Here is a 23698-nt window from a genome sequence, read left to right as displayed (position 1 = left end):
CATAACGCCACCTCAATCCCCCGGCCGTTATCTCTGTTACGTACGTCGATGTCTCGTTAGCATTCCCTCCAACATCCGTCGATGGGACGTTCGGGCGGCCCCTGCCTGCCCGGTCGTACCCGGTAGGGAGTTCAGACGATGTCCGACGTGTCCGTCCCCCGGCGTCACGCGCTCCGCGCGGTCGCCGTCGCGGCCACCGCCGCGGCCCTCTCCGTCGCCGCTGGCGCCCCCGCCCTCGCCGCCCCCACCGGACAGATCCGCTACGCCTCCTCCCCGGACGCGATCAGCGGCAGCTACCTGGTCGTGTTGAAGGGCGACGCCGTCGGCACCGCCAACAGCCGGGCCGCCCGGACCGCCGTGCCGGACCGCGCCGCCAGCCTCACCAAGCGGTACGGCGGGAACGTCGCCGACGTCTACAGCGCCGCCCTCACCGGGTTCAGCGCGAAGATGAGCGCCAGCCAGGCCCGCCGGCTCGCCGCCGACCCGTCGGTGGCCTACGTCGAGCAGGACCGGGTGGTGACCGTCCAGGCGACCCAGACCAACCCGCCGTCCTGGGGTCTGGACCGCATCGACCAGCGCAACCTGCCGCTGAACTCCAGCTACACCTACCCGAACACGGCCACCAACGTGCGGGCGTACATCATCGACACCGGCATCCGGACCACCCACACCGACTTCGGCGGCCGGGCCACCTGGGGCACCAACGCGGTCGACTCCAACAACACCGACTGCAACGGCCACGGCACCCACGTCGCGGGCACCGTCGGCGGCACCAAGTACGGCGTGGCCAAGGGCGTGCAGCTGGTCGCGGTGAAGGTGCTCAACTGCCGGGGTCGCGGCAGCACCACCGCCGTGGTCAACGGCATCAACTGGGTGACCGCCAACGCGGTCAAGCCGGCGGTGGCCAACATGAGCCTCGGTGGCGGGGCCAGCACCGCCATCGACAACGCGGTGGCCAGCTCGATCAGCTCGGGCATCACGTACGCGCTGGCGGCCGGCAACTCCAGCGCCGACGCCTGCACCTCCTCCCCGGCACGGGTCGCCTCGGCGATCACCGTCGGCGCCACCACCAACACCGACGCGCGGGCCTCCTACTCCAACTTCGGCACCTGCGTCGACCTGTTCGCGCCGGGCTCGAACATCACCTCGTCCTGGAACACCAACGACACCGCCACCGACACGATCAGTGGCACCTCGATGGCGTCCCCGCACGTCGCCGGTGCCGCCGCCCTGGTCCTGTCGGCGAACCCCTCGTACACCCCGGCGCAGGTCGCCAGCTCGCTGACCGGCAGCGCCACCCCGAACGTGGTGACCAGCCCAGGCTCGGGCTCGCCGAACCGGCTGCTCTTCGTCGTGAACTGACGCCCCACGGCACCGACGGCCCGGTGGACACCCGTGTCCACCGGGCCGCGCCGCGTCCGGACGCCTCCCGGCGGGGCGGACCGCACCGGATGTCGGCCGGGCGGGCGGCCGGGGCGGGCAGGATGGGGGCATGACGCTCTCGCTGCCCATCGACGGCGAGGCCAACCGGCTGCTGGAGCGCAGCCCACTGGCCCTGCTGACCGGGATGCTGCTCGACCAACAGGTGCCGATGGAGAAGGCGTTCTCCTCGCCGTACGTGCTCGCCCAACGGCTGGGGCACGACCCGGACGCCCGGGAGTTGGCCGGCTACGACCCGCAGGAACTGGTCGAGGTCTTCGCCCGGCCGCCTGCGCTGCACCGGTTCCCGAAGGCGATGGCCGGCCGGGTACAGCAGCTGTGCCGGATCCTGGTCGACCGGTACGCCGGCGACGCCGGCCGGCTCTGGGCGGACGTCACCGACGGACGGGAACTGCTGCGCCGCATCGCCGACCTGCCCGGCTTCGGCACCCAGAAGGCGCAGATCTTCGTCGCCCTGCTCGGCAAGCGGTACGACGTGCGCCCCGACGGCTGGCGGGAGGCCGCCGGCGGCTACGGCGACCCGGACACCTACCGGTCGGTCGCCGACGTCACCGATGCGGAGTCGCTGCGTCGGGTCCGCGAGTACAAGCAGCAGATGAAGGCGGCGGCGAAGGCGGACAAGGGCTGACGCAACCGGAGCCGGGTCGGCTCGTTGAGATCCGCGACAGCGGCGACGGGTGGACGATGGCGGACGAGCGGGGGGCGGCGCTGCTGCGCGGCGGGCTGAGCTCACCCCGGACCACCTTCCTGGAGCTCTTCTTCGACCTGGTGTTCGTCTTCGCGTTGACCCGGGTCTCCCAGCGGATCATCGACGACCTGAGCGTCGTCCGTCAGGATCTGCTGGCCGAGATCACCCAGACCCTGGTGATCTTTCTGGCCTTCTGGGCGGTCTGGACGTTCACCGCCTGGGTCACCAGCCGGTACGAACCGGAGCGCCCGGAGATCCAGTTCGTGGTGGTCTACTCGATGCTGGGCAGCATGGTGATGGCGGTCGCCACCCCACGGGCCTTCGACAGCCGGGGGCTGGCCTTCGCCCTCGCGTTCGTGGCGGTGCAGGTGGGGCGACCGCTCTTCCTCACGTTGGCGTTGCGGGGGCACCCACGACGCCTGGTCACCATGCGGGTGGTGGCCTGGGCGGTGATGAGCGCGGTGCCCTGGGTGCTCGGCGCGGTGTTCACCGGTTCGTGGCGGCTGGCCTGCTGGTCGTTGGCCGTCCTCGTCGACTACGCGGGGTTGATGTTCGGCTGGCCGGTGCCCCGGCTCGGCGCGACCCGCACCTCCACCTGGGGGGTGCTGGGGGAACACCTGGCCGAGCGTTACCAGCAGTTCTTCCTGATCGCCCTCGGCGAGAACATCCTCATCATCGGGTTGTCCTTCAGCGGGTACAGCTTCTCCGGGGCCAGTTCGGGGGCCTTCCTGCTGTCCTTCGTCACCACCGTGCTGCTCTGGCGGATCTATTTCCACCGGGCGGGTCACCTGCTCACCGAGGCGATCCGGGTGGCCGACCGGCCCGGCCGGCTGGGGGAGTCGGTGAGCTGGACCCACCTGGTGATCGTCGCCGGGGTGCTGGCCACGGCCGTCGGCTACGAGCTGGCGATCGTGCACCCGTACCAGCGCACCGAACCGTCCTGGGCGGTCTTCATGATGGGCGGCCCGGCGATCTTCCTGGTCGCCCGCGCCCGCTTCGAGTACGAGATTTTCGGGCGGGTCTCCCGGTCCCGGGTCGTCGGGGTGCTCGCCCTGGCCGCGCTGGTGCCCGTCGTGACCCGGACGGCAACCGTGCTGGCACTGGCTGCGGCGGCCGTCGTGCTGGCGGCGATCACCGTCGTCGACTACCGCCGGGCGCGCGGGCACGCCCCGGAGCGGCCCCGGCCGGCCCTGTGAACCAGCTGCGTCAGTCGGCGCGTGATCGACCGGCGGTGGGGCGGGGGCGTCCGACGCAGGTCAGGCGGCGGTGGGGCGGGACAGCGAGGCGAGCGCCCGGCGTACGTCGGCCAGCGAGACGGTGGCCGAGTCGTCCAGGTCGGCCAGGCCGGCCTCGATCCACTGCCGCATCAGCGTGGTGACTCCGATGCCCCGGGCCTCGGCCGCCGCCCGGACCCGCTCGTAGGTGTCCGTCGGCAGGCGTACCGAGCGGCTGACCATCGGCACGTCCGTGTCGGGGGTGGGCAGTTCGACCGGCGGGCTGTCGTCGATCAGGTCGGCGAACGCGTCGTCGCCGTGGAATCGCTTGATGGCCTCGTTACGGTTCATCGCCGTCGCCTCCTCATCGGCGCGTTCTCCGCACGGCCTCGTCGTAGCGCTTGGCCTCGACGTCGCTCAGGTCGCGGGCGGAGAGGACGTCCCAGTCGTGGTCGGTGCCGTCGGCCTCGGCGAGCAGGATGGCCAGCCGTCGGCCACGAGCGCCCGCCGCGTAGACGACCGTCAGGTCCTCACCGAGATGCCGGATCACCCGGCGGGTGCTGTGCAGCGCCTCCCAGACTTCCCCGGGGGTGACGTCGTAGACCCGCAGGTTGGCCAACGCCTCGTCGGTGAAGCTGAACCGGCTGCCCACCGCCGGAGCGTACCACGCGCGTAACACGATCCCGGTATGCGCCGATTTTCGCTGATCAAGGTGGTGCGGTGACAGGATGGGGGCAATCCCCTCAGGAGGTCCATGGTGAAGCGTCAGGCGTACCAGCCGATTCTGATCACCGACGCCTCGCGCAGCCAGGACGACCAACTCACCAGCCGACAGAAGCGGTACGTGCTGATGATGGGCATCCGGGTGGCCTGCGTGATCGCCGGAGCGGTCCTGGTCGGTACCAAGGCCCCGCTGCTCTGGCTCTGGCTGCCCCTGGTGGCGCTGGGCATGATCCTCATCCCCTGGCTGGCGGTGCTGCTCGCCAACGACCGGCCGCCCAAGGAGCAACACCGCCTCGCCACCAGGTTCCAGCCCCGCCACCGCGACGAGACCCCGCCGATGAGCCTCACCGCCGAGGAACGCCCGCACCGGATCATCGACGCCGAACCCTGACGGGCCCGGCCGGTGCGGGCGTAGCCGGCCCTGTCACCCGCCGGTCGCCGCCGGCCCGGTGTCACCCGCCGGTCGCCTCCGGCCCGGTGTCACCCGCCGGTCGCCTCCGGTCGGGCCCCCACCATCGAGACCGCCAGGGCACCCAGGTCGGCGGCCCGGGTCAACGCGGCCCTCGGGGTCGCACCGGTGATCCACGCGGTGAGCAGGCCGGCCGCGAAGGCGTCCCCGGCCCCGGTGACGTCCACCACGGCGACCCGCAGCGACGGGGTCACCCCGACGGTGGCCCGCCGGTCCACCCAGATCGCCCCCGCGCCGCCGCGTTTGACCACCACCCGACGGGCCGCCGCCGACAACGCGCGCGCCTGGGCCGCCGGGTCCAGCCCGCCGGCCAGCACCCCCGCCTCGTCCGCGTTGACCAACAGCAGGTCGACGTCGCGTACCCAGGACAGGAAAGCCGCCGCGCCGATCCGCCGCAGCGGCGCGGCGGAGGCGGCGTCGACGCTGGTGGTCAGCCCACGCTCGCGGGCGGCGGCCAACGCGCGCAGCCCGGCCGGTCGCGACCCGGCATCCAGCAGGCAGTACGCGGACAGGTGCAGGTGGGTCGCGTCGGGCACCGCCGCCAGGGCCCGGTCGACGTGCTCGGGGCTCAACCGCAGGTTCGCCCCCCGCTCGGTGACCATGGTCCGCTCGTCGGCGGTGGCCAGCACGATCACCGTCCCGGTGGTGGCCTGCGGATGCACCTCGACCGCGCAGTCCACCCCGGCCCGTTCCAGCTCGGCCACCCGGTCCCGACCGGCGCCGTCGTCGCCGACCGCGCCGACCAGCGTCACCGGTGCGTGCTGGGCGGCGATCCAGGCGGCGGTGTTGGCCGCCTGACCACCCCCGGTGACCTTGATGGTGGCCGGGGTGTCCGAACCGGTGGCCAGGGCTCCGGCCAGCACGGCGACCACGTCGGTGATCAGGTCGCCGACCACCACGATCCGACCGGGAGCGGTCATGCGGCGGGGTGTCCGGCCGCCGCGACCGCGATCCGCGCCGCCAGGTCGGCGTTGCGCAGGATGATCCGGACGTTGACCGCCAGGCTCGCGCCCTCGGTGGCCGAGTGGAAGTGGGCCAGCAGGAACGGGGTGACCGCCTTGCCGGTGACGCCGTCGCGGCCCAGCCGGGCCAGCCCCTCGGTGAGGGTGCGGTCGTGCAGCGCCGGGTCGAGCTGCTCGTCGACCGGGAGCGGGTTGGCGACGATCAGGCCGCCACCGTGCACCCCGTGCTGCTCGCGGGCGACGAGCACCGCGGCGACCTGCTCGGGGGAGTCCACCGACCAGTCCAGGTCGAACCCGGAGTCGGTCAGGTAGAAGCCGGGGAAACGCCGGGTGCGGTAGCCGACCACCCCGACGCCGAGGGTCTCCAACCGCTCCAGGGTGGCCCCGACGTCGAGGATCGACTTGACCCCGGCGCAGACCACCGCGATCGGGGTACGGGCCAGGGTGACCAGGTCGGCCGACTCGTCGAAGGTCTGCGCGGCCTCCCGGTGCACCCCGCCCAGGCCGCCGGTGGCGAAGACCCCGATCCCCGCGGCGGCGGCCACCGCGCTGGTGGCGGCCACGGTGGTGGCGCCGTCCGCGCCGGTGGCCGCGGCCACGGCGAGGTCGCGGACGGAGAGCTTGGCCACACCGTCGACGGTGGCGAGGCGGGTCAGTTGGGCGTCGTCGAGGCCGACGACGAGTTCGCCGCCGACCATACCGATGGTGGCGGGCACGGCACCGGCGGCGCGGACGGTCTGCTCGATCTCCCGGGCGACCCGCAGGTTGTCCGGTCGGGGCAGACCGTGCGAGACGATGGTGCTCTCCAGGGCGACGACGGGACGGCCGTCACGCAGGGCTTCGGCGACCTCGGTTCCGGGTCGGAGGTGAAAAGTGGTCACGTCAGCTACCGTAACTGGCCGCCGACGGGGTGGGCTGCGGTGGACCGGACCCGGTCGACCTGCCAAACTTGTGCAGTTGGAGGTGTGACTGTGAGTACAGAGGTTCTTGAGCGTCCCGAGTTGAAGGACGCCGACACCGGTCCCGAGATGTTCCATTACGTACGCAAGGAGAAGATCGCCGAGAGTGCCGTGATGGGCACCTACGTGGTGGCGCTCTGCGGCGAGACGTTCCCGGTGACCAAGGCCGCCAAGCCCGGCTCGCCGGTCTGCCCCAAGTGCAAGGAGATCTACGACTCGTACCGTGAGTGATCCGGGGCGGTCCGGCGGGCCGCACCCGTACCCTTCGGCGGTGTGACCACCTCCACCGCGCTGCTCCTGGCCGACCTGACCGGGGTGGCCGTCTTCGCCGCCTCCGGCGCCTCCGCGGCGGTGGCCAAGCGGCTCGACCTGTTCGGCGTCGTCTTCGTCGGGTTCGTCGCCGCGCTCGGCGGTGGGATCTTCCGTGACCTGGTCATCGACGAGGTCCCGCCGCTGGCCTTCGCCGACTGGCGCTACGCCGCCACCGCCGCGGTCAGCGCCACCGCCGTGTTCTGGCTGCACCCGCAGTTCGCCCGGCTGCGCACCAGCGTGCTGGTGCTCGACGCCGCCGGTCTGGGCCTGTTCACCGTCACCGGCACACTCAAGGCGCTCGACGCCCGGGTCCCGGCGGTCGGCGCGGTGGTGATCGGCATGCTCACCGCGATCGGCGGAGGGCTGGGCCGGGACCTGCTCACCGCCGAGATCCCGGTGGTGCTGCGTCGGGAGATCTACGCCGTCGCCGCGCTCGCCGGATCGATCATGGTGGTGCTGCTGGCGGCGCTCGGGTACGCCGGGGTGGGCGGGCTGACCGCGGCGGCACTGCTGGTCTTCGTCCTGCGCCTGGTGGCGCTGCGCCGGCGGTGGTCGGCCCCGGTTGCCACCATGCGCCCCCCGCAGACCGGGCCCGGCCACCCCGGCTTCTGATCCACCTCGCCCACCCCGCCCCGTGCCCCACTTCTCGCGACGGCGCTGGTCGGGGCGGCGGGCGTGGTGTCGGCTGGGGTTGCCGGGCCCGGCTGGTTATGCTGGGCCGGCCTTCGCGGCAGGCCCTGCGCGGAGGCGTTTTCATGGGCGGCGGAACCGTGGCCCTCGGCCCGGATCCGCCTCGTGCGGTCGGAGAGGAGCCTCGGGTGGCACCCCGGTTGCCGGCGTTGGAGACGTTCCCACCCCTGCGTGCCTGGCAGCGCAAGGCGATGGTGGAATACCTGCGCCGTCGTACCGACGACTTCACCGCGGTCGCCACCCCCGGCGCCGGCAAGACCACCTTCGCCCTGCGGATCGCCGCCGAGCTGCTGGTCGACGGCACCGTCGAGGCGGTCACCGTGGTCGCCCCGACCGAGCACCTCAAGACCCAGTGGGCGCAGGCCGCCGCCCGGGTCGGCATCCAGCTCGACTCCGCGTTCCGCAACGCCGACCTGCACTCCGCCGCCGACTTCCACGGCGCGGTCGTCACCTACGCCCAGGTCGGGATGGCCCCGCAGGTGCACCGGCGGCGCACCATGACCCGCCGCACCCTGGTCATCCTCGACGAGATCCACCACGCCGGGGACTCCCGCTCCTGGGGCGACGGGGTCAAGAACGCCTTCGAACCCGCCGTACGCCGGCTGATGCTCACCGGTACGCCGTTCCGCTCCGACGACAACCCGATCCCGTTCGTCAGCTACGAGCGCGGCGGTGACGGGCTGCTGCGGTCCCGCGCCGACTCGGTCTACGGCTACGCCGACGCGCTGCGCGACGGCGTCGTACGCCCGGTGCTGTTCCTGGCGTACTCGGGGGAGACCCGGTGGCGCACCAACGCCGGCGACGAGTTGGCGGCGCGGCTCGGTGAGCCGATGACCCAGGACCTGATCGCCCAGGCCTGGCGGACCGCCCTCGACCCGGCCGGGGACTGGATGCCGCAGGTGCTGCGGGCGGCCGACGCCCGGCTGACCGTGCTGCGTAACGCCGGGATGGCCGACGCCGGTGGCCTGATCATCGCCAGCGACCAGCAGACCGCCCGTTCATACGCCAAGCTGATCGAGCAGGTGACCGGGGAGAAGGCCACCGTGGTCCTCTCCGACGACCAGGGGGCGTCCGCGCGGATCGCGTCGTTCGCGGCGTCCACCCAACGGTGGCTGGTGGCGGTCCGGATGGTCTCCGAGGGCGTCGACATCCCCCGGCTGGCCGTCGGGGTGTACGCCACCAGCGCCAGCACCCCGCTCTACTTCGCCCAGGCCATCGGCCGGTTCGTCCGGGCCCGTCGCTCCGGCGAGACGGCCTCGGTGTTCGTGCCGAGCGTGCCGCACCTGCTGGGCCTGGCCAGCGAGATGGAGGTCGAGCGGGACCACGTGCTCGGCAAGCCCAAGGACCGGGAGGGCTTCGACGACGAGCTGCTGGAGCGCGCCCAGCGCGACGACCAGGCCAGCGGCGAACTGGAGAAGCGGTTCACCGCGCTGTCCGCGACCGCCGAACTGGACCAGGTGATCTTCGACGGGGCGTCCTTCGGTACCGCCGCCCAGGCCGGCACCCCCGAGGAGGAGGAATACCTGGGGCTGCCCGGCCTGCTCACCGCCGACCAGGTGTCGCAGCTGCTGACCAAACGCCAGGCCGACCAGCTCGCCGCGCAGCGCCGCCGGGCAGCCACCCGGGCCGCTGAGCCGGCCGCTGCGCCCCCCGCCGCCCCCGTGGTACCCCTGAGTGCCGCCCAGCGCCGCGTGGCGTTACGGCGTCAACTGAACGCCCTGGTGGCCGCCCGGCACCACCGCACCGGCCTGCCCCACGGCAAGATCCACGCGGAACTCCGCCGACTCTGCGGCGGCCCCCCCAGCGCCCAGGCCACCATCGAACAACTCGAAGAACGCATAGCCACCCTCCAAACCCTCTAACCCACCCTCACTGCCCCGCTCCCCCCGTCCCCGGGTCTTCCCGGTGGTCCCGTTCCCCCCGTCCCGTGGTCTCCCCGGTGGTCCCGTCCCGTGGTCTCCCCGGTGATCAAGAGGTTTGGGTCAGGAACGGGCGCTTCGGTGACCGAAACCTCTTGATCACCGGGGGCGGCGGCCGGGTTACGGGGGAGCGGGACTGGTGGCGGGAGGGGGCGGGGTGGGTAGTGGGGTGGGCGGGTAGGGGGGTAGCGAAAAGCTGGGCGGGAGCACCCTGAGGGTGCTCCCGCCCAGCTATGTCGTCGTAGGGGTTACCGGGTCAGTTCGCCATCAGATCGGCGCCTCGCCAGCTGAACTCCGGGTCCGTCGCGAACTTCACCGTGATCTTCACGAGATCCTCGGCGTACTTGTTCGCGTGGTGCCCACAGAACACCAACTCGCTCCCACCCGCCAGAGTGATACGGAGCTTGCCGGCAGCATTGCAGCGGTCGCACCGTTCATCGGCGGCTGGGGGAGCCACCGTTTCGGGCGGCGGCGTGAGGGTCGGGGTCATCGCCTTCCTCCTCTGGTCGTCACCGATGAACACTCTCTTCGGTCGTTGCTCACTCATCGTGCAACACCCTTACCGGGCCCCGCCTTCCCAGTGTGCCCGCGGGGGACCGAGGTCACACCTGACGGGAAGGACAGTGTGCCGTGCTACCAGGGTGCCACGTCAACGATCACAAACGCGTGTTGGACCGGTCACCTTCGCATGTTCTACGCCTGGTGATCAATCCGACACGACGGGTTGACGTGAACGGCTCAGTCCAGGTAGTCCCGGAGCACCTGGGAGCGCGACGGGTGCCGGAGCTTGGACATCGTCTTGGACTCGATCTGCCGGATCCGTTCCCGGGTCACCCCGTAGACCTGGCCGATCTCGTCGAGGGTACGCGGCTGGCCGTCGGTCAGGCCGAAGCGCAGCCGTACCACCCCCGCCTCGCGCTCGGAGAGCGTCTGCAGGACCTGCTGGAGCTGGTCCTGCAACAGCGAGAACGAGACGGCGTCGACGGCGACCACGGCCTCCGAGTCCTCGATGAAGTCACCGAGCTGGCTGTCGCCCTCGTCACCGATGGTCTGGTCGAGCGAGATCGGCTCCCGAGCGTACTGCTGGATCTCCAGCACCTTCTCGGGTGTGATGTCCATCTCCTTGGCCAGCTCCTCCGGGGTGGGCTCGCGACCCAGGTCCTGGAGCAGCTCGCGTTGGATCCGGCCGAGCTTGTTGATCACCTCGACCATGTGCACCGGGATGCGGATGGTGCGGGCCTGGTCGGCCATCGCCCGGGTGATCGCCTGCCGGATCCACCAGGTGGCATACGTGGAGAACTTGTAGCCCTTGGTGTAGTCGAACTTCTCGACCGCGCGGATCAGGCCGAGGTTGCCCTCCTGGATCAGGTCGAGGAAGGCCATCCCCCGCCCGGTGTAGCGCTTGGCCAGCGAGACGACCAGCCGGAGGTTCGCCTCCAGCAGGTGGTTCTTGGCGCGCTCGCCGTCCCGGGAGATCCACAGCAGGTCGCGCTGCATGTCGCGGGTGAGCTTCTCCTCGCCGTCGTCGGCGGCGCGCAGCCGCTCGGCGGCGTAGAGCCCGGCCTCGATCCGCTTGGCCAGCTCGACCTCCTGCTCGGCGTTGAGCAGCGGAACCTTGCCGATCTGCTTGAGGTACGCCCGGACGGAGTCGGCGGAGGCGGTGAGTTCCGCGTCCCGCCGCGCCTGCTTGAGCGCCTCGGACTCCTCGTCGTCCCACTCGAAGTCGTTGTCGGTGGCGGAGGCGGCGGCATCGGTCTCGGCGGCCCGGGTCAGCTCGGCCGGCTCCTCGACCACCACGTCCTCGATCTCGGCGGCCAACTGCTCGGGATCGATCTCACCCTCGGCGCCCTCGCCCTTGGTGGCGACCTTGCCGGCACCGGCGGCGGCCACCGTGGCCTTGGTGGCCCGGGTGGACTTGGTCGCCTTGGCGGCCGGCGCGGCGGCCTTGGCGGCCACCCCCGCCGTGGTGGCCGCCTTGCGGGGGGCCACCTTGCGCGGGGTGGGCGCGGTGGCCTCGTCGGCGGCGGGCGCCTGCTTCGGAGCCGGCGCGACGGCCTTCTTGGTGGTCTTGGCGGTGGTGGCGCGCGAGGCCGGGGTGGCCGACCGGGCGGCGGCCACCCGACGGGGGCGGGTGCTGGCGGAGCCGTCGACCACCACGGTCACGCCCGCCTCGGAGAGCGCCCGCAGGATCTTCTTGGCCTGGGCCGGGGTCACCTCGGCGGACTCGACGGTGCGCGCGAGCTGGGCCGACGTCAGCTGACCACCGGCGCTCTGGGCGTGGGCGATCAGGGTGTCGGTGAGCGAGCGAACGTCGGCGCCGGGCTGGCGGGGTTCTGTCACGAATGACCTTCCGGAGGCGAAGAGCGAGCACGGCCGGGGTCGTCCGGCGCAGCGTGGCGTGCCGTGCCGTGCGATGTCGTTGAGTGACCCCCGTGTCCCGGGCCGGCTGTGCGGCTGCGGTCCGTGGCGCGTGGGCAGGGTGAATTGTAACCCCGGTTGCCGCGATCATCCTGCGGCGCACGGCAACCGGCCGTCTGTACCGCCGGTTCGGCCCGGATGTCGACTTTGTGGCCACCCGCTCGGCCCGGGTCGGACGGGCCGTCGATCGGGGCCCGGACCTGCTGCCACACCGGCGGGGTCCGGGCGTGACGCGGGCTGCCTATGCTGTCCGGAGGAGATCGACGATGCGGGGTGGGGCGCGCGTGTCGCACCGGACGGCAGGCGCGGCGGCCGGTGGGTCCCCGGCCGTGGGGGCCCGGTTGGTACGTCCGGTGCCGCAGGGCGGCGCGAGAGGGGCAGTTTCGATGACCGGTTCGACACCCACACCGCAGGATCTCCTCGAGATCGCGATCCCGGTGGCCCGGGACGCCGCCACGACCGCCGCCCGGATGCGGGTCGAGGGGGTCTCGGTCGCGGCCACCAAGAGCACCGTCACCGACGTGGTCACCGCCGCCGACCGGGCGGTGGAGCAGCAGGTCCGCGACGCCCTGCGCGCGGCCCGGCCGGACGACGCGGTGCTCGGCGAGGAGTACGGCGGGGTGCCGGCCGGTGCGGTCGGGGCGGGTGGGGTGCGCTGGATCGTCGACCCGATCGACGGCACGGTGAACTACCTCTACGGGCTGCCGTACTGCGCGGTGTCGCTCGCCGCCGAGGTGGACGGCGAGGTCGTCGCCGGGGTGGTCCGCAACGTGTCGACCGGCGAGGAGTGGACCGCCACCGCGGGGGGCGGCGCCTGGCGGGACGGCACCCGGCTGCGGTGCTCCACCGAGACCGACCTGGGGCAGGCGCTGGTCGCCACCGGGTTCGGCTACGACGCCGGTCGCCGCCGGCACCAGGCCCGGGTGGTCGCCGCGCTGATCGGGGAGGTCCGGGACATCCGGCGGATGGGGGCGGCGGCACTGGATCTCTGCCTGGCCGCCGAGGGGCGGGTGGACGCCTACTTCGAGAAGGGGCTGGCCGCCTGGGACCTGGCCGCCGGGGGACTGGTCGCCGCAGAGGCCGGGCTGCGGGTGACCGGGCTGAACGGCCGGCCCGCCGGCCCCGACCTCGTCATCGCGGCCCCACCGGCGCTGTTCGCGCCCCTGCACACCCGGTTGGCCGCCCTGGACGCCTCCGGCGGCCCCTGACCCCCGCCGGCCCGGCGGCCGGTCGTCCCCGACCGGGATCGGTTACCTGTTCTCGACCAGTGGTCGGTTACTCGTTCTCGACCGGTGGTCGGTTACTTGTCCCCGACCACCGGTCGGCCCCGACCGCCGGGTGGTCACCTGTCGCTGACCGGTGGTCGGTTACTTGTTCTCGACCGGCATCGGGCAGGAGCCCTCCGGCGCGGTCGGCGCGCCCAGGTCGCCGAGGGACTGGTTGACCTCGGTGGTGGTGGCCAGCTGCTGGAAGCCGTCGCCCAGCACCACGTCGACCGTGTCGTCCTGGCGCTTCGCGTCGTAGTCGCGTTCGGCGTTGTCGAGGAAGAAGGCGCGCAGCAGGTGCGCGGAGCCGACACCCTTGGGGCCGAAGCGCAGCAGCGCGACGCCGTCGAAGTGCGCGGCGTTGCCCTCCTTCTTGACCTGGAACTTCCGGTTCCGGAAGTCGTCGCCCACGCTGCTGGCCAGGCCCGGCTCGCCGGTGCCGTTCAAGATGTTGATCTTGACATCCTGGTAGGTGCGCAGGGACAGGTCGGCCAGCGGCCAGCCCTCGGGGCATCCCCTGGCGTTGGCCCCGCTGCCCTGGGTGTCGCGGACCACGGCGACGACGACGAAGACCAGGGCGACGGCCGCCAGCAGTCCGACGACAACGAGTGCTCGCACTCGCGCAAAACTCATCTGGGCGCTCCCCGGACAGTGAGGTGGTGGTGGCGGCGGACGCCGTCGGCGGGCGGTGTCGTCGGCCGTCGAGTACGCCGCTGAGGTTAACGGTTGTCCGGCAGTCGCGTGGAAACAGTCCGACATGCCGGCGCGCCAACCGGGAACGGGGTACTACTACCCCTATCTTCGTGTCGCCTGAGTCACATTGGGAACATCTTGGGTCCCTGGGGCGTACATCTCTGCCGCGAGGGCGGTATACATGCCTCGCCTGGGAGGGGGTAAGGTACCGCGCTCGTCGGTGCTTGCCCCGGAGACCTCGATCCAGAGGCCGTCGGGTGGGGCGACCGACACACATTGGTGGCCGGCCAGTGGGAACCGAAACAGCGTCGCCCGGCGTTACAACCGGAAGCGACAACATCGATATGGGAGAGTGAAACCGATGGCCACCGACTACGACGCCCCGCGTCGCGACGAGGTCGACCTCGGCGAGGACAGCCTGGAAGAGCTCAAGGCCCGGCGGGTCGACTCACAGTCGGGTGCCGTGGACGTCGACGAGGCCGAGGTGGCCGAGAGCTTTGAGCTGCCCGGCGCCGACCTGGCCGACGAGGAGCTGACCGTGAAGGTCCTCCCGATGCAGCAGGACGAGTTCCGATGTGGGCGCTGCTTCCTGGTGCATCACCGCAGCCAGTTGGCAGTCGAGCGCAACGGCGACCTGATCTGCCGTGAGTGCGTCTGAGTACCCACCCCACCGGCGGCGGCCTCCTCGCGGGGCCGCCGCTGCCCGAGCCGCCGTGCGCACACGGCGGGTTGCTGCTTGACTCGTACCGGCGTCCACCGGAACCGGTGGGACCTCGGGAGGGCAGGCAGATGAACGAGCACGGCGAGCGGCATGGCGAGTCCGACCCGGACGGGTCGCTGTCCGACGCCGGGCCGCCCGTCGCCGTACCCGAGGACCGGACCGCCGGGGCCGACCCGGCTGCCCGGCCCGGCGACGAGTTGGGCGCGACGGTGGCGGCGCTGACCGCCGACGACATCGCGCCCGCCCGCCGCCGGCAACTGCTCACCCGACTGGTCGGGCAGACCCGTGGTCGAGGGCTGGGCGACCTGTTCAAGCCGCGGTCGGCACTGCGTTGGATGGCCGACACGGTCGCCGACGTCGCGCCGCACGTCCCGGTCCGGGACCTGGCCACCCTGCGACGGCACTTCCCCGGTCTGGACGACGAGGCGCTCGCCGACCGGCTCGTCCGCAACGCCGCCCGGGCCACCGCCGGGGTGGGTGCGGCCGGCGGCGGCGTCGCCGCGGTCGAGTGGGCCGTCGCGCCGACCCTGCTCTCCGCGCCGGTGCTGCTCGCCGCCGAGACGGTGGCCGTGGTGTCGATCGAGCTGAAGCTGATCGGCGAGCTGCACGAGATCTACGGGGCGCCGCTGCCCACCGGCACGACCCCCAGGACCGTCGCCCTGCTCCAGTCGTGGGCCAGCCAGCGGGGAATCAACCCGATGGTGCCGGGCGCCGGGGTGGGTGCCGTGCTCGGTACCGCCGCCCGCAAGGAACTACGGGACACCCTGCTCAAGCGTTTCGGCCGCAACCTGACCACGCTGGGCCCGTTCCTCACCGGGGCCGCCGTCGCCAGCTACCTCAACCGTCGGGCCACCCGCTCCCTGGCCGACCAGCTCCGGCGGGACCTGAGCAAGCAGCGCCGGGAGCTGCCCCCCGGCGGGCGCCCCGCCCTGCCTTGACCCGCCCGCTGCGCCCGCTCCGAACTGCCCTGCCCCGGTCGGCCCTGCCCGCGAAGGAGCGGTCGACCCTGACCACGGGCGGGAAGGTCTGCCGGGAGCGGCGCAGTGGCGGGGCCGGCGGGGGCGTTCAGGCCGCGTCGCGGGCGGCCAGCAGGGCGGCGGCCAGCTCGGTCGGCCGGCGGGAACTCACCACCCAGAACGGGGTCGGGTCGGCCGGATCGTCGAGCACCACCTGCACCGCGCCGCCGATCCACGGTCGCTGCACCACGAAGGCCAGCGGGTCCGCACCCACCCCGAGTACCTCGCGCCGGCCCTCGGCGTCGAGCGCGACGGCGTCGGCGACGTACCGCACGGGCAGGTGGGCGTCGTCGACCCACAGCTCACCGCCGTCGACCGCGACCCGGACCCGGCCCAGCCACCACAGCCCGGCCAGGACTGCCGGCAGCAGCAGCACGAACGGCAGCCAGGACCGCACCCCACCGGCACCCATCCACAGCTCGGCGGCGGCGAACCCGGCCAGGGCGAGCCCGGCCAGCCAGCACCACCACGGCAGGCCGAGCCGCTCGGAGTACGTCGGGGCGGCCGCGGCGCGCGGCGTCGACGACGACGGGGAAGGCGACAGGCTCACACTCGAAGGGTACGGAACACGACGGCCGGTCGACCCGGCAGGATGGCAGGGGCACCCCGTGAACGCCGACGGAAGAGGCAGAACGTGACCCACGTCGTACCCGTGCCCGTACGGCAGCTCGACCCGGAGCTGCCGCTGCCCGCGTACGCCCATCCCGGTGACGCCGGCGCCGACCTGGTGGCCGCCGCGGACGTCGAGCTGCCCCCGGGTGGCCGGGCCCTGGTCCCCACCGGCGTGGCGCTGGCCCTGCCGGAGGGCTACGTCGGCCTGGTCCACCCGCGCTCCGGGCTGGCCGCCAGGCTCGGCGTGACGGTGCTCAACGCGCCCGGTACGGTCGACGCCGGCTACCGGGGTGAGATCCTGGTCAACCTGATCAACCACGATCGGGACGCACCGGCGAAGATCTCCCGTGGCGATCGCATCGCGCAACTCGTTGTCCAGCGGGTGGAGCGGGCCGATTTCCAGCCGGTGGCGGTGCTGCCCGGGTCCCGACGGGGGACCGGCGGGCACGGGTCGACCGGCGGCCATGCCGGGCTCGTGCCCCCGCCCGGTGGCCCGGCCGGGCCCGAGGGTGCCGACCGGGCGGGCGAACGGACGGAAGAGGTGGCAGGGTGAGTGCGAACAGCGGAGGGTGGGCGCAGTGATCTTCTCCCGAAAGCGGGCCGACGGTGGGCGGCACGCCCGTGACCAGCGGGCCGACGTCCTCGACTCGTACGAGGCGGCGGGCCCGGCCCGTGGCCCGTACGACCTCGCCGAGGCACCGGACGACGTGCAGCGGCTCGACCTGGGCAGCCTGCACATCCCGGCGGTGCCCGGGGTCGAGGTGCGGGTGCAGGCCGACCCGCAGGGCGTCGTCCAGCAGGTCGTGCTGGTGAACGGCGACAACGCCCTCCAGCTCGGTGTCTTCGCCGCGCCCCGCTCCGAGGGCATCTGGGACGAGGTGCGCGAGGAGATCCGGCAGTCGCTGGCCGGTGACGGCGCCACCGTCCAGGAGACCCGGGGCGAGTACGGCGTCGAGTTGCACGCCCGGGTGCGTACCCCGGACGGGCCGACCGACCTGCGTTTCGTCGGCATCGACGGGCCGCGCTGGATGGTCCGGGGTGTCTACCAGGGCGCGGTCGCCACCGACCCGACCGCGGCCGGCCCGCTCGCCACCTGCCTGGACGGCCTGGTGGTCGACCGGGGGCAGGAGGCGAAGCCGGTCCGTGAGCCGCTGCCGCTGCGGTTGCCCCGGGAGATGGCCGACCAGGCCGCCGAGGCCCCGAGCGAGAGCTGAGCGACCCCGTCCGGGCCGGAGGCCGTCACCCGAGGGTGGCCGCACCCGGCCCGGACCGCTGTCCGTCGTCGGACCGGGCCGTCGTCGACCGGGTGGTCCTCGGTCGGGTGGGGGGCCCGGGGTTCGGGCCGGGACCGGCACACCGCACCGACGCCGTCGGGGCCCGATCGGCGTACGCTGGCGGCACGGTCCCGCCCGGGGTCGGGGCAGCGCCGGTGCCGACCGGTCCACCTGGAGAGGGTGACGCGGAGGTCATGTCGACCGACGAGAGCAGGAAGTCACTGCGGGACATCCTGCGCCGGTTCACCGCCAGCGAGGCCGAGATCGAGGCGCAGGAGCTGCGCCGGGAGAGCGCCGAATCCGGTGGCGTGCTGGCCCGGCAGTGCATGCGGGGGCAGGTGGTCTCGGTCGCCGGGCGGCTCCGCACGGTGGTCTACACGCCGCGTACCAACCTGCCCACCCTGGAGGCGGACCTCTACGACGGCAGTGACGTGGTCACCCTGGTCTGGCTGGGTCGACGGCACATCGCCGGCATCGAGCCGGGCCGGCACCTCACCGCCCGGGGCCGGGTGGCCGTCCGGGACGACCGCAAGGTCATCTACAACCCGTACTACGAGCTGGAGTCGCCGAAGTGACGACAGGACAGCCCCCGGCCACCGAGCCGCAGACCACCCCGGCGGACGACGAACGGCTGCCCAGCCTCGCCGAGCAGATGGCCGACCAGTTGGGCGGCTGGCGCGGGCTGGTCGAGTCCAGCATCCCGGTGGTGGTCTTCGTGCTGGCCAACGTGGTCGGGGAGCTGCGGCCGGCGGTGATCGCCTCGGTCGGGGTGGCGCTGCTGATCGCGGTGGTCCGGCTGGTCCAACGCCGTCCGGTCCGGCACGCCGTCAACGGGCTCTTCGGCGTGGGCATCGGGGCGGCCATCGCCTGGCGTACCGGGGACGAACGGGACTTCTACCTCCCGGGCATCCTCTACGGCATCGGCTACGGCATCGCCCTGCTGCTCTCCGCGGTGATCCGGCAACCCCTGGTGGGGTGGATCTGGTCGGTGCTGGTCGCCAAGGGGCGCTCCGAGTGGCGCGACGACCCCCGGCTGGTGCGTACCTTCACCCAGCTCACCGTGCTCTGGGGAGTGGTGTGGCTGGCCAAGGTCGGGGTGCAGGCCGGGCTCTACCTGGCCCACCAGGACACCGCGCTGGGGGTGGCCCGGCTCGCCCTGGGCTACCCGCCGTACGCGCTGCTGCTGCTGATCACGGTCTGGACGGTGCGCCGGGTGACCCGGGAGAACGCCCCGACGCCGCTGCCGGGCAGCTGACCGGCAGCGCTCAGGTCGCTCCCCGGGTCCGTTCCACGCTGTCCGGGCCGAGGATCACCCCGCGCACGTCGTCCTCCACCTGGGCGGTGCACACGAAGATCAGCTCGTCGCCGGCCTCGATCGGGTCGTCGGGGCTGGGCACCAGCACCCGCTTGCCGCGCAGGATCGCCACCAGCGCGGCGTCCCGGGGGAGCGGCACGGCGTGGATCGGCTGGCCGACGTAGGGCGCGGTCGGCGGCAGGGTGATCTCCACCAGGTTCGCCTCGCCCTGCCGGAACGTCATCAACCGGACCAGGTCGCCGACGGTGACCGCCTCCTCGACCAGCGCTGCCATCACCCGGGGCTTGCTGACCGCCACGTCGACGCCCCACTGCTCGGTGAACAACCACTCGTTCTCGGCCCGGTTGACCCGGGCCACCACCCGGGGCACCGCGAACTCGGTCTTGGCCAGCAGGGACACCACCAGGTTGACCTTGTCGTCACCGGTGGCGGCGACCACCACGTCGCAGCCCGCGACGTTCGCCTCCTCCAGGCTGGCCAGCTCGCAGGCGTCAGCCAGCACCCAGTCGGCGGTGGGCACCCGGTCCGGGCGCAGCATCCGCGGCTGCCGTTCGATCAGCATCACCTGGTGGCCGTTGTCGATCAGCTCCTGGGCGATCGACCGGCCCACGTTGCCGGCGCCCGCGATGGCGATCCGCATGGCTCAGTGCCCTCCTTCGGGCGGCGTCGCGGCCACCGCGGTGACCGAGGCGGCGATGTCGTCGGTGACCAGCACGTAGAGCTGGTCACCCTCCTGTACGACGCTGGAGGCGGTGGGCAGCATGCCGATGCCGAACCGGGTCAGGTACGCCACCCTGGTCCCCGCCGTCTGCTCCAGTTGGCTCAGCGGTCGACCGATCCAGTCCTTGTGCACCGGCACCTCGATGATCGACACGGTGCTGGTCGGGTCCCGGAAGATCTCCACGTTGCCCTCGGGGACCAGGTGGCGCAGCATCCGGTCGGCCGTCCAGCGGACGGTGGCGACGGTGGGGATGCCGAGCCGCTCGTAGACCTGGGCCCGGCGCTGGTCGTAGATCCGGGCCGCGACCCGGGAGACGCCGAACGTCTCGCGGGCCAGCCGGGCCGAGATGATGTTGGAGTTGTCGCCGCTGGAGACGGCGGCGAAGGCGTCCGCCCGCTCGATGCCGGCCTGGCGCAGCACCTCGCCGTCGAAGCCGGCACCGGTGACGGTGATCCCGGCGAAGTCGGGGCCGAGGCGGCGGAACGCGTCGGCGTCGTGGTCGATCACCGCCACCGAGTGCCCCCGGGACTCCAGGCTCTGGGCCAGCGTCGAGCCGACCCGCCCACAGCCCATGATCACGACGTGCACGGTGTCCCTCCCAAGGTGCGCCTGCGTCCGGCGACTGTCGTCTGCGAGCCTGCCACGTCCACCCCGCCGACGGGGGACCGAACCGTACCGCGCCGGGGCGTGGGAGCGGGATCAGGCACCCCCCGGCGACCACCATCCGGTGGTCGTACCCTTAGCGCTTGTGGCCAGTCCCACCTCGCTGCTGAAGCGACTCCTCGTCGGTCGACCGTTCCGGTCCGACCGGCTCCAGCACACCCTGCTGCCCAAGCGCATCGCCCTGCCGGTCTTCGCCTCCGACGCGCTGTCCAGCGTCGCGTACGCCCCCGACGAGATCCTGCTGACCCTCTCCATCGCAGGGGCGTCGGCGTTCCTGTTCTCCCCGTGGATCGCCCTCGCGGTGGTCGTGGTCATGCTGACCGTGGTGGCCAGCTACCGGCAGAACGTGCACGCGTACCCCTCCGGCGGCGGCGACTACGAGGTGGCCACGGTCAACCTGGGTCCCCGGGCCGGGCTGGCGGTGGGCAGCGCGCTGCTTGTCGACTATGTGCTGACCGTCGCCGTGTCGGTCTCCTCCGGGGTGGCCAACCTCGGTTCGGTGGTGCCCTTCGTGGCCACCCACAAGGTGCTGATCGCGGTGACCGCGGTGGTGCTGTTGACCGCGATGAACCTTCGCGGGCTGCGTGAGTCCGGCACCGCGTTCGCCATCCCCACGTACGGCTTCGTGATCGTCATCGGCGGCATGATCCTCACCGGTCTGGTCCGGTACTTCATCCTCGGCGACGACCTGCGCGCCCCCAGCGCCGGGCTGGAGATCCAGGCCGAGCACAGCGTGACCGGCTTCGCGCTGATCTTCCTGCTGCTGCGGACCTTCTCCTCCGGCTGCGCCGCGCTGACCGGGGTCGAGGCGATCTCCAACGGGGTGCCGGCGTTCAAGGCCCCGAAGAGCCGCAACGCGGCCACCACCCTGCTGCTGCTCGGCACGATCTCGGTGTCCATGCTGGTCGGCATCATCTGGCTGGCCCGGCTGACCGGCCTGCAGTTCGTCGAGGACCCGAACACGCAGATCCTCTCCGGCCCCGACGGGTACGTGCAGAAGACCGTCACCACCCAGCTCGGCGAGACCGTCTTCGGCGGCGGGTCGGTGCTGCTCTACGTGGTCGCCGGGATGACCGCGCTGATCCTCTTCCTGGCCGCGAACACCGCGTTCAACGGCTTCCCGGTGCTCGGTTCGATCCTCGCCCAGGACCGCTACCTGCCCCGGCAACTGCACACCCGGGGCGACCGGCTGGCGTTCTCCAACGGCATCGTCTTCCTCGCCGTCTTCGCGATCGTGCTGATCGTCGGTTTCCAGGCCGAGGTGACCCGGCTGATCCAGCTCTACATCGTCGGCGTCTTCGTCTCGTTCACGCTCTCCCAGGCCGGCATGATCCGGCACTGGAACCGGCACCTGCGCACCGAGCGTGACCCGCAGGCCCGCCGCCGGATGTTCCGCTCCCGGGCGATCAACGCGTTCGGCATGGCGATGACCGGCACCGTCCTGGTCATCGTGCTGATCACCAAGTTCCTGCTCGGCGCGTGGATCGCCATCGCGGCGATGGCGGTGATCTACGTGCTGATGCTGGCCATCCGCCGGCACTACGACCGGATCGCCGCCGAGCTGGAACCGACCGAGGTGCGCGGGGTGCTGCCCGCCCGCAACCACGCCATCGTGCTGGTCAGCAAGCTGCACCAGCCGACCCTGCGGGCCATCGCGTACGCCCGTGCCACCCGGCCGGACACGCTGACCGCGGTCACCGTCAACGTGGACGAGAAGGACACCCGGCAGCTCCAGCAGGAGTGGGAGCGGCGGGAAGTGCCGGTGCCGCTGACCGTGGTCGACTCGCCGTACCGGGAGATCACCAGGCCGATCCTGAACTTCGTGGCGAACACCCGCCGGGAGTCGCCCCGCGACGTGGTCACCGTCTTCATCCCCGAGTACGTCGTGGGCCACTGGTGGGAGAACCTGCTGCACAACCAGAGCGCGCTGCGGCTCAAGGGCCGGCTGCTCTTCGAGCCGGGCGTGATGGTGACCAGTGTGCCCTGGCAGTTGGCGTCCACCGCGACCAAGAACCTCGACCGGCTGGACGAGACGTTGAGCCGTACCCCCGCCCGGGGTCCCCGGGTCGCGCCGCGCAGCACCCTGCCGCCGCCCGCCCCGCCGGTGAGCGCCGTCCCGTCGGGCGAGCCCGACCCGTCGACCGGAGACCGCCCGTGACCGCCCGATCCCGCCCCACCCGTTCCACGACCACCGCCCGTTCCGGCCCGGCCCTGCCCGAGGCAGCCGGGTCCGAGGCGGGACGGTCCGACGTGGCCGGGTCCGAGGTGGGTCGGTCGGCGGTCGGGGCCGGTGGGTCCGGGGCGGAGCGGCGGCCCGGGCTGGAGGAGGCCGAGCGGGTCGAGTTGACAGTCGACGCGGTCGCCCCCGGTGGGCACTGCGTGGCCCGGGTCGACGGCCAGGTGGTCTTCGTCCGGCACGCGTTGCCCGGTGAGCGGGTGATCGCCGAGGTGACCGAGCTGCACCGGGGTTTCGCCCGCGCCGACGCCGTCGAGATCGTCGAGGCGTCACCGGACCGGGTCGCCCCGCCCTGCCCGTACGCCCGGCCGGGCGGTTGTGGTGGTTGCGACCTGCAACACGTGGCCCCGGCCGCCCAGCTCGGCTGGAAGACGGCAGTGGTCCGCGAGCAGCTCACCCGGCTGGGTGGGCTCACCGACGCCGAGATCGACGGGCTGCGGGTCACCGTCGAGCCGTTGCCCGGCGGCCCGCTGGGCTGGCGCTCCCGGGTCCGCTACGCGGTCGACGCCGCCGGCCGGGCCGGGCTGCTCAAGCACCGCTCGCACGAGGTGGTGCCGATCGACCGCTGCCTGATCGCCCACCCGGCGATCCAGGAACTGCCGTTGCTCGGTCGGCCCTGGCCGACGGCCGAGTCGGTGGAGGTCGTCGCCTCGACCGGCGGCGACGTCGTGGTCACCGCCCTGACCGACGGGGTGCCCACCCTGGTCGACCTGCCCGGCCCGCCGGCCACGACCGTCGACGTCCCGGATGGGCCGGCGGCCGAGGTCGACGGACCGGCGACGGTACGGGAGGTCGACGGACCGGCGACGGTACTGGAGGTCGCCGCCGGTCGGAACTGGACGCTGCCGGCCGGCGGGTTCTGGCAGGTGCACCCGGCCGCCGCCGACACCCTGGTCGGCGCGGTCCTCGACCTGCTCGCCCCGCAGCCCGGCGAGTCCGCCTGGGACCTGTACGGCGGGGCGGGCCTGTTCGCCGGCGCGCTCGCCGCCCGGGTCGGCCCGGACGCCCGGGTCACCGTGGTCGAGTCCGCCGCCGAGGGGGTCGCCGCCGCCCGGCGCAACCTGGCCGACCTGTCCCGGGTCGAGGTGGTCGCCGCCCGGGTGGAGACCGCGTTGGCCCGCCGCCGGATCACCGGCCCGGTCGACCTGGTGGTGCTCGATCCGCCGCGTACCGGTGCGGGCGCGGCGGTGGTCCGGGACATGATCGCCGCCGATCCCCGGGCGATCGCCTACGTGGCCTGCGACCCGGCCGCCTTCGCCCGGGACGTGCGCACCTTCACCCGGGCCGGCTGGCGGCTCGCCGCCCTGCGTGGCTACGACCTGTTCCCGATGACCCAGCACGTCGAACTGGTCGGCCTGTTCCTGCCGCCGCCCGCTGACTAACCTGGC

The 23698-nt window shown here is 72.8% G+C and carries 26 protein-coding genes; 16 read left to right on the top strand and 10 right to left on the bottom strand.

Going from position 1 to position 23698, the window contains the following annotated elements; translation table 11 throughout:
* Nucleotides 1–138: 138 nt before the first annotated feature.
* From AB0B63_RS22980 to AB0B63_RS22970, 3 genes are all read left to right on the top strand, one after another.
* Nucleotides 139–1362 carry a S8 family peptidase gene (locus tag AB0B63_RS22980; RefSeq protein ID WP_357021933.1) on the top strand — a complete coding sequence of 408 codons (1224 nt, stop codon included), beginning with the start codon at nucleotides 139–141 and terminating at the stop codon, nucleotides 1360–1362.
* Between the two features lie 130 nt (nucleotides 1363–1492).
* Nucleotides 1493–2068 (top strand): HhH-GPD-type base excision DNA repair protein, encoded by a 576-nt coding sequence (locus AB0B63_RS22975; protein WP_357021930.1) that lies wholly within the window; start codon nucleotides 1493–1495, stop codon nucleotides 2066–2068.
* 56 nt (nucleotides 2069–2124) lie between these two features.
* A complete protein-coding gene (locus AB0B63_RS22970; protein ID WP_357021927.1) occupies nucleotides 2125–3324 on the top strand; it encodes a low temperature requirement protein A in 1200 nt (399 codons plus the stop codon).
* Nucleotides 3325–3384: 60 nt separating this feature from the next.
* Here the strand turns inward: AB0B63_RS22970 and AB0B63_RS22965 are convergent, their stop codons facing one another.
* Together AB0B63_RS22965 and AB0B63_RS22960 are read right to left on the bottom strand one after the other, a co-directional pair.
* Nucleotides 3385–3693: a hypothetical protein gene (locus AB0B63_RS22965; protein WP_208569545.1), complete on the bottom strand. Its 309-nt coding sequence runs from the start codon at nucleotides 3691–3693 to the stop codon at nucleotides 3385–3387.
* Between the two features lie 13 nt (nucleotides 3694–3706).
* Nucleotides 3707–3994 (bottom strand): hypothetical protein, encoded by a 288-nt coding sequence (locus AB0B63_RS22960; protein ID WP_308291061.1) that lies wholly within the window; start codon nucleotides 3992–3994, stop codon nucleotides 3707–3709.
* Nucleotides 3995–4096: 102 nt separating this feature from the next.
* On the opposite strand from AB0B63_RS22960, the gene AB0B63_RS22955 reads away from it, so the two are divergent.
* On the top strand, nucleotides 4097–4456 hold the full coding sequence (locus AB0B63_RS22955; RefSeq protein ID WP_204923972.1) for a DUF3099 domain-containing protein: 360 nt from the start codon (nucleotides 4097–4099) through the stop codon (nucleotides 4454–4456).
* Between the two features lie 89 nt (nucleotides 4457–4545).
* Here AB0B63_RS22955 and AB0B63_RS22950 read toward each other — a convergent pair whose 3' ends face one another.
* Both AB0B63_RS22950 and AB0B63_RS22945 read right to left on the bottom strand, forming a co-directional pair.
* Nucleotides 4546–5454, bottom strand: a complete 909-nt coding sequence (locus AB0B63_RS22950; RefSeq protein ID WP_208569543.1) for a PfkB family carbohydrate kinase — start codon at nucleotides 5452–5454, stop codon at nucleotides 4546–4548.
* Nucleotides 5451–6377: a pseudouridine-5'-phosphate glycosidase gene (locus tag AB0B63_RS22945; protein ID WP_357021922.1), complete on the bottom strand. Its 927-nt coding sequence runs from the start codon at nucleotides 6375–6377 to the stop codon at nucleotides 5451–5453. The genes AB0B63_RS22950 and AB0B63_RS22945 overlap by 4 nt, the downstream gene beginning before the upstream one ends.
* A gap of 84 nt (nucleotides 6378–6461) precedes the next feature.
* Here AB0B63_RS22945 and AB0B63_RS22940 point away from each other — a divergent pair, with 84 nt between their 5' ends.
* The 3 genes from AB0B63_RS22940 to AB0B63_RS22930 all read left to right on the top strand — a co-directional run bounded on the left by AB0B63_RS22940 (nucleotide 6462) and on the right by AB0B63_RS22930 (nucleotide 9319).
* On the top strand, nucleotides 6462–6686 hold the full coding sequence (locus tag AB0B63_RS22940; RefSeq protein ID WP_176739083.1) for a DUF3039 domain-containing protein: 225 nt from the start codon (nucleotides 6462–6464) through the stop codon (nucleotides 6684–6686).
* A 42-nt stretch (nucleotides 6687–6728) separates the two neighbouring features.
* Nucleotides 6729–7379, top strand: a complete 651-nt coding sequence (locus tag AB0B63_RS22935) for a trimeric intracellular cation channel family protein (protein WP_208569541.1) — start codon at nucleotides 6729–6731, stop codon at nucleotides 7377–7379.
* A gap of 206 nt (nucleotides 7380–7585) precedes the next feature.
* Nucleotides 7586–9319, top strand: coding sequence for a DEAD/DEAH box helicase (locus AB0B63_RS22930; protein ID WP_208569540.1), 1734 nt, complete (start codon nucleotides 7586–7588; stop codon nucleotides 9317–9319).
* A gap of 313 nt (nucleotides 9320–9632) precedes the next feature.
* Here the strand turns inward: AB0B63_RS22930 and AB0B63_RS22925 are convergent, their stop codons facing one another.
* Together AB0B63_RS22925 and AB0B63_RS22920 are read right to left on the bottom strand one after the other, a co-directional pair.
* Nucleotides 9633–9866: a hypothetical protein gene (locus AB0B63_RS22925; protein WP_088646450.1), complete on the bottom strand. Its 234-nt coding sequence runs from the start codon at nucleotides 9864–9866 to the stop codon at nucleotides 9633–9635.
* Between the two features lie 248 nt (nucleotides 9867–10114).
* Entirely contained in the window at nucleotides 10115–11716 is a 1602-nt protein-coding gene (locus AB0B63_RS22920) for an RNA polymerase sigma factor (protein WP_219468671.1), read from the bottom strand.
* A gap of 464 nt (nucleotides 11717–12180) precedes the next feature.
* On the opposite strand from AB0B63_RS22920, the gene AB0B63_RS22915 reads away from it, so the two are divergent.
* Nucleotides 12181–13002 carry an inositol monophosphatase family protein gene (locus AB0B63_RS22915; RefSeq protein WP_357021918.1) on the top strand — a complete coding sequence of 274 codons (822 nt, stop codon included), beginning with the start codon at nucleotides 12181–12183 and terminating at the stop codon, nucleotides 13000–13002.
* Between the two features lie 159 nt (nucleotides 13003–13161).
* Here AB0B63_RS22915 and AB0B63_RS22910 read toward each other — a convergent pair whose 3' ends face one another.
* On the bottom strand, nucleotides 13162–13677 hold the full coding sequence (locus AB0B63_RS22910; protein ID WP_208569585.1) for a LytR C-terminal domain-containing protein: 516 nt from the start codon (nucleotides 13675–13677) through the stop codon (nucleotides 13162–13164).
* A 436-nt stretch (nucleotides 13678–14113) separates the two neighbouring features.
* On the opposite strand from AB0B63_RS22910, the gene AB0B63_RS22905 reads away from it, so the two are divergent.
* The gene (locus tag AB0B63_RS22905; RefSeq protein WP_067315205.1) at nucleotides 14114–14410 is read left to right on the top strand and encodes a DUF4193 domain-containing protein; all 297 of its coding nucleotides are present in this window, start codon (nucleotides 14114–14116) and stop codon (nucleotides 14408–14410) included.
* A gap of 131 nt (nucleotides 14411–14541) precedes the next feature.
* A complete protein-coding gene (locus AB0B63_RS22900; protein WP_357021914.1) occupies nucleotides 14542–15411 on the top strand; it encodes a hypothetical protein in 870 nt (289 codons plus the stop codon).
* 127 nt (nucleotides 15412–15538) lie between these two features.
* Here AB0B63_RS22900 and AB0B63_RS22895 read toward each other — a convergent pair whose 3' ends face one another.
* Nucleotides 15539–16033, bottom strand: a complete 495-nt coding sequence (locus tag AB0B63_RS22895) for a DUF3093 domain-containing protein (RefSeq protein ID WP_208569583.1) — start codon at nucleotides 16031–16033, stop codon at nucleotides 15539–15541.
* A gap of 90 nt (nucleotides 16034–16123) precedes the next feature.
* Here AB0B63_RS22895 and dut point away from each other — a divergent pair, with 90 nt between their 5' ends.
* The 4 genes from dut (at nucleotide 16124) to AB0B63_RS22875 (ending at nucleotide 18630) form a co-directional block, all read left to right on the top strand.
* A complete protein-coding gene (dut, locus tag AB0B63_RS22890; protein ID WP_219470795.1) occupies nucleotides 16124–16654 on the top strand; it encodes a dUTP diphosphatase in 531 nt (176 codons plus the stop codon).
* Nucleotides 16655–16679: 25 nt separating this feature from the next.
* The gene (locus tag AB0B63_RS22885) at nucleotides 16680–17315 is read left to right on the top strand and encodes a DUF3710 domain-containing protein (protein WP_357021910.1); all 636 of its coding nucleotides are present in this window, start codon (nucleotides 16680–16682) and stop codon (nucleotides 17313–17315) included.
* 254 nt (nucleotides 17316–17569) lie between these two features.
* Nucleotides 17570–17950 (top strand): OB-fold nucleic acid binding domain-containing protein, encoded by a 381-nt coding sequence (locus AB0B63_RS22880; protein WP_208569535.1) that lies wholly within the window; start codon nucleotides 17570–17572, stop codon nucleotides 17948–17950.
* Nucleotides 17947–18630, top strand: a complete 684-nt coding sequence (locus AB0B63_RS22875; protein WP_208569534.1) for a DUF3159 domain-containing protein — start codon at nucleotides 17947–17949, stop codon at nucleotides 18628–18630. The genes AB0B63_RS22880 and AB0B63_RS22875 overlap by 4 nt, the downstream gene beginning before the upstream one ends.
* Before the next feature lie 10 nt (nucleotides 18631–18640).
* Here the strand turns inward: AB0B63_RS22875 and AB0B63_RS22870 are convergent, their stop codons facing one another.
* The gene (locus tag AB0B63_RS22870) at nucleotides 18641–19330 is read right to left on the bottom strand and encodes a TrkA family potassium uptake protein (protein ID WP_208569533.1); all 690 of its coding nucleotides are present in this window, start codon (nucleotides 19328–19330) and stop codon (nucleotides 18641–18643) included.
* Nucleotides 19331–19333: 3 nt separating this feature from the next.
* Complete coding sequence (locus AB0B63_RS22865; protein ID WP_208569532.1) at nucleotides 19334–19999, bottom strand: TrkA family potassium uptake protein; 666 nt, start codon at nucleotides 19997–19999, stop codon at nucleotides 19334–19336.
* Between the two features lie 160 nt (nucleotides 20000–20159).
* Here AB0B63_RS22865 and AB0B63_RS22860 point away from each other — a divergent pair, with 160 nt between their 5' ends.
* Complete coding sequence (locus AB0B63_RS22860; RefSeq protein ID WP_208569531.1) at nucleotides 20160–22232, top strand: APC family permease; 2073 nt, start codon at nucleotides 20160–20162, stop codon at nucleotides 22230–22232.
* A 161-nt stretch (nucleotides 22233–22393) separates the two neighbouring features.
* Nucleotides 22394–23692 carry a TRAM domain-containing protein gene (locus AB0B63_RS22855; RefSeq protein ID WP_357021966.1) on the top strand — a complete coding sequence of 433 codons (1299 nt, stop codon included), beginning with the start codon at nucleotides 22394–22396 and terminating at the stop codon, nucleotides 23690–23692.
* Nucleotides 23693–23698 lie beyond the last annotated feature (6 nt).

Source organism: Micromonospora sp. NPDC049081 (genome assembly GCF_040648835.1).
Lineage (GTDB): Bacteria > Actinomycetota > Actinomycetes > Mycobacteriales > Micromonosporaceae > Micromonospora > Micromonospora antibiotica.
Note: the sequence above shows the minus strand (reverse complement) of the source record. Positions and strands in the feature narration are given on the sequence as shown.

Coding starts and splice junctions, on each gene's coding strand:
- AB0B63_RS22880 (WP_208569535.1), top strand. CDS start 17,570: ATGTCGACCGACGAGAGCAGGAAGTCACTGCGGGACATCCTGCGCCGG.
- AB0B63_RS22900 (WP_357021914.1), top strand. CDS start 14,542: ATGAACGAGCACGGCGAGCGGCATGGCGAGTCCGACCCGGACGGGTCG.
- AB0B63_RS22955 (WP_204923972.1), top strand. CDS start 4,097: ATGGTGAAGCGTCAGGCGTACCAGCCGATTCTGATCACCGACGCCTCG.
- AB0B63_RS22915 (WP_357021918.1), top strand. CDS start 12,181: ATGACCGGTTCGACACCCACACCGCAGGATCTCCTCGAGATCGCGATC.
- AB0B63_RS22870 (WP_208569533.1), bottom strand. CDS start 19,330: ATGCGGATCGCCATCGCGGGCGCCGGCAACGTGGGCCGGTCGATCGCC.
- AB0B63_RS22965 (WP_208569545.1), bottom strand. CDS start 3,693: ATGAACCGTAACGAGGCCATCAAGCGATTCCACGGCGACGACGCGTTC.
- AB0B63_RS22970 (WP_357021927.1), top strand. CDS start 2,125: ATGGCGGACGAGCGGGGGGCGGCGCTGCTGCGCGGCGGGCTGAGCTCA.
- AB0B63_RS22975 (WP_357021930.1), top strand. CDS start 1,493: ATGACGCTCTCGCTGCCCATCGACGGCGAGGCCAACCGGCTGCTGGAG.
- AB0B63_RS22950 (WP_208569543.1), bottom strand. CDS start 5,454: ATGACCGCTCCCGGTCGGATCGTGGTGGTCGGCGACCTGATCACCGAC.
- AB0B63_RS22925 (WP_088646450.1), bottom strand. CDS start 9,866: ATGACCCCGACCCTCACGCCGCCGCCCGAAACGGTGGCTCCCCCAGCC.
- AB0B63_RS22980 (WP_357021933.1), top strand. CDS start 139: ATGTCCGACGTGTCCGTCCCCCGGCGTCACGCGCTCCGCGCGGTCGCC.
- AB0B63_RS22905 (WP_067315205.1), top strand. CDS start 14,114: ATGGCCACCGACTACGACGCCCCGCGTCGCGACGAGGTCGACCTCGGC.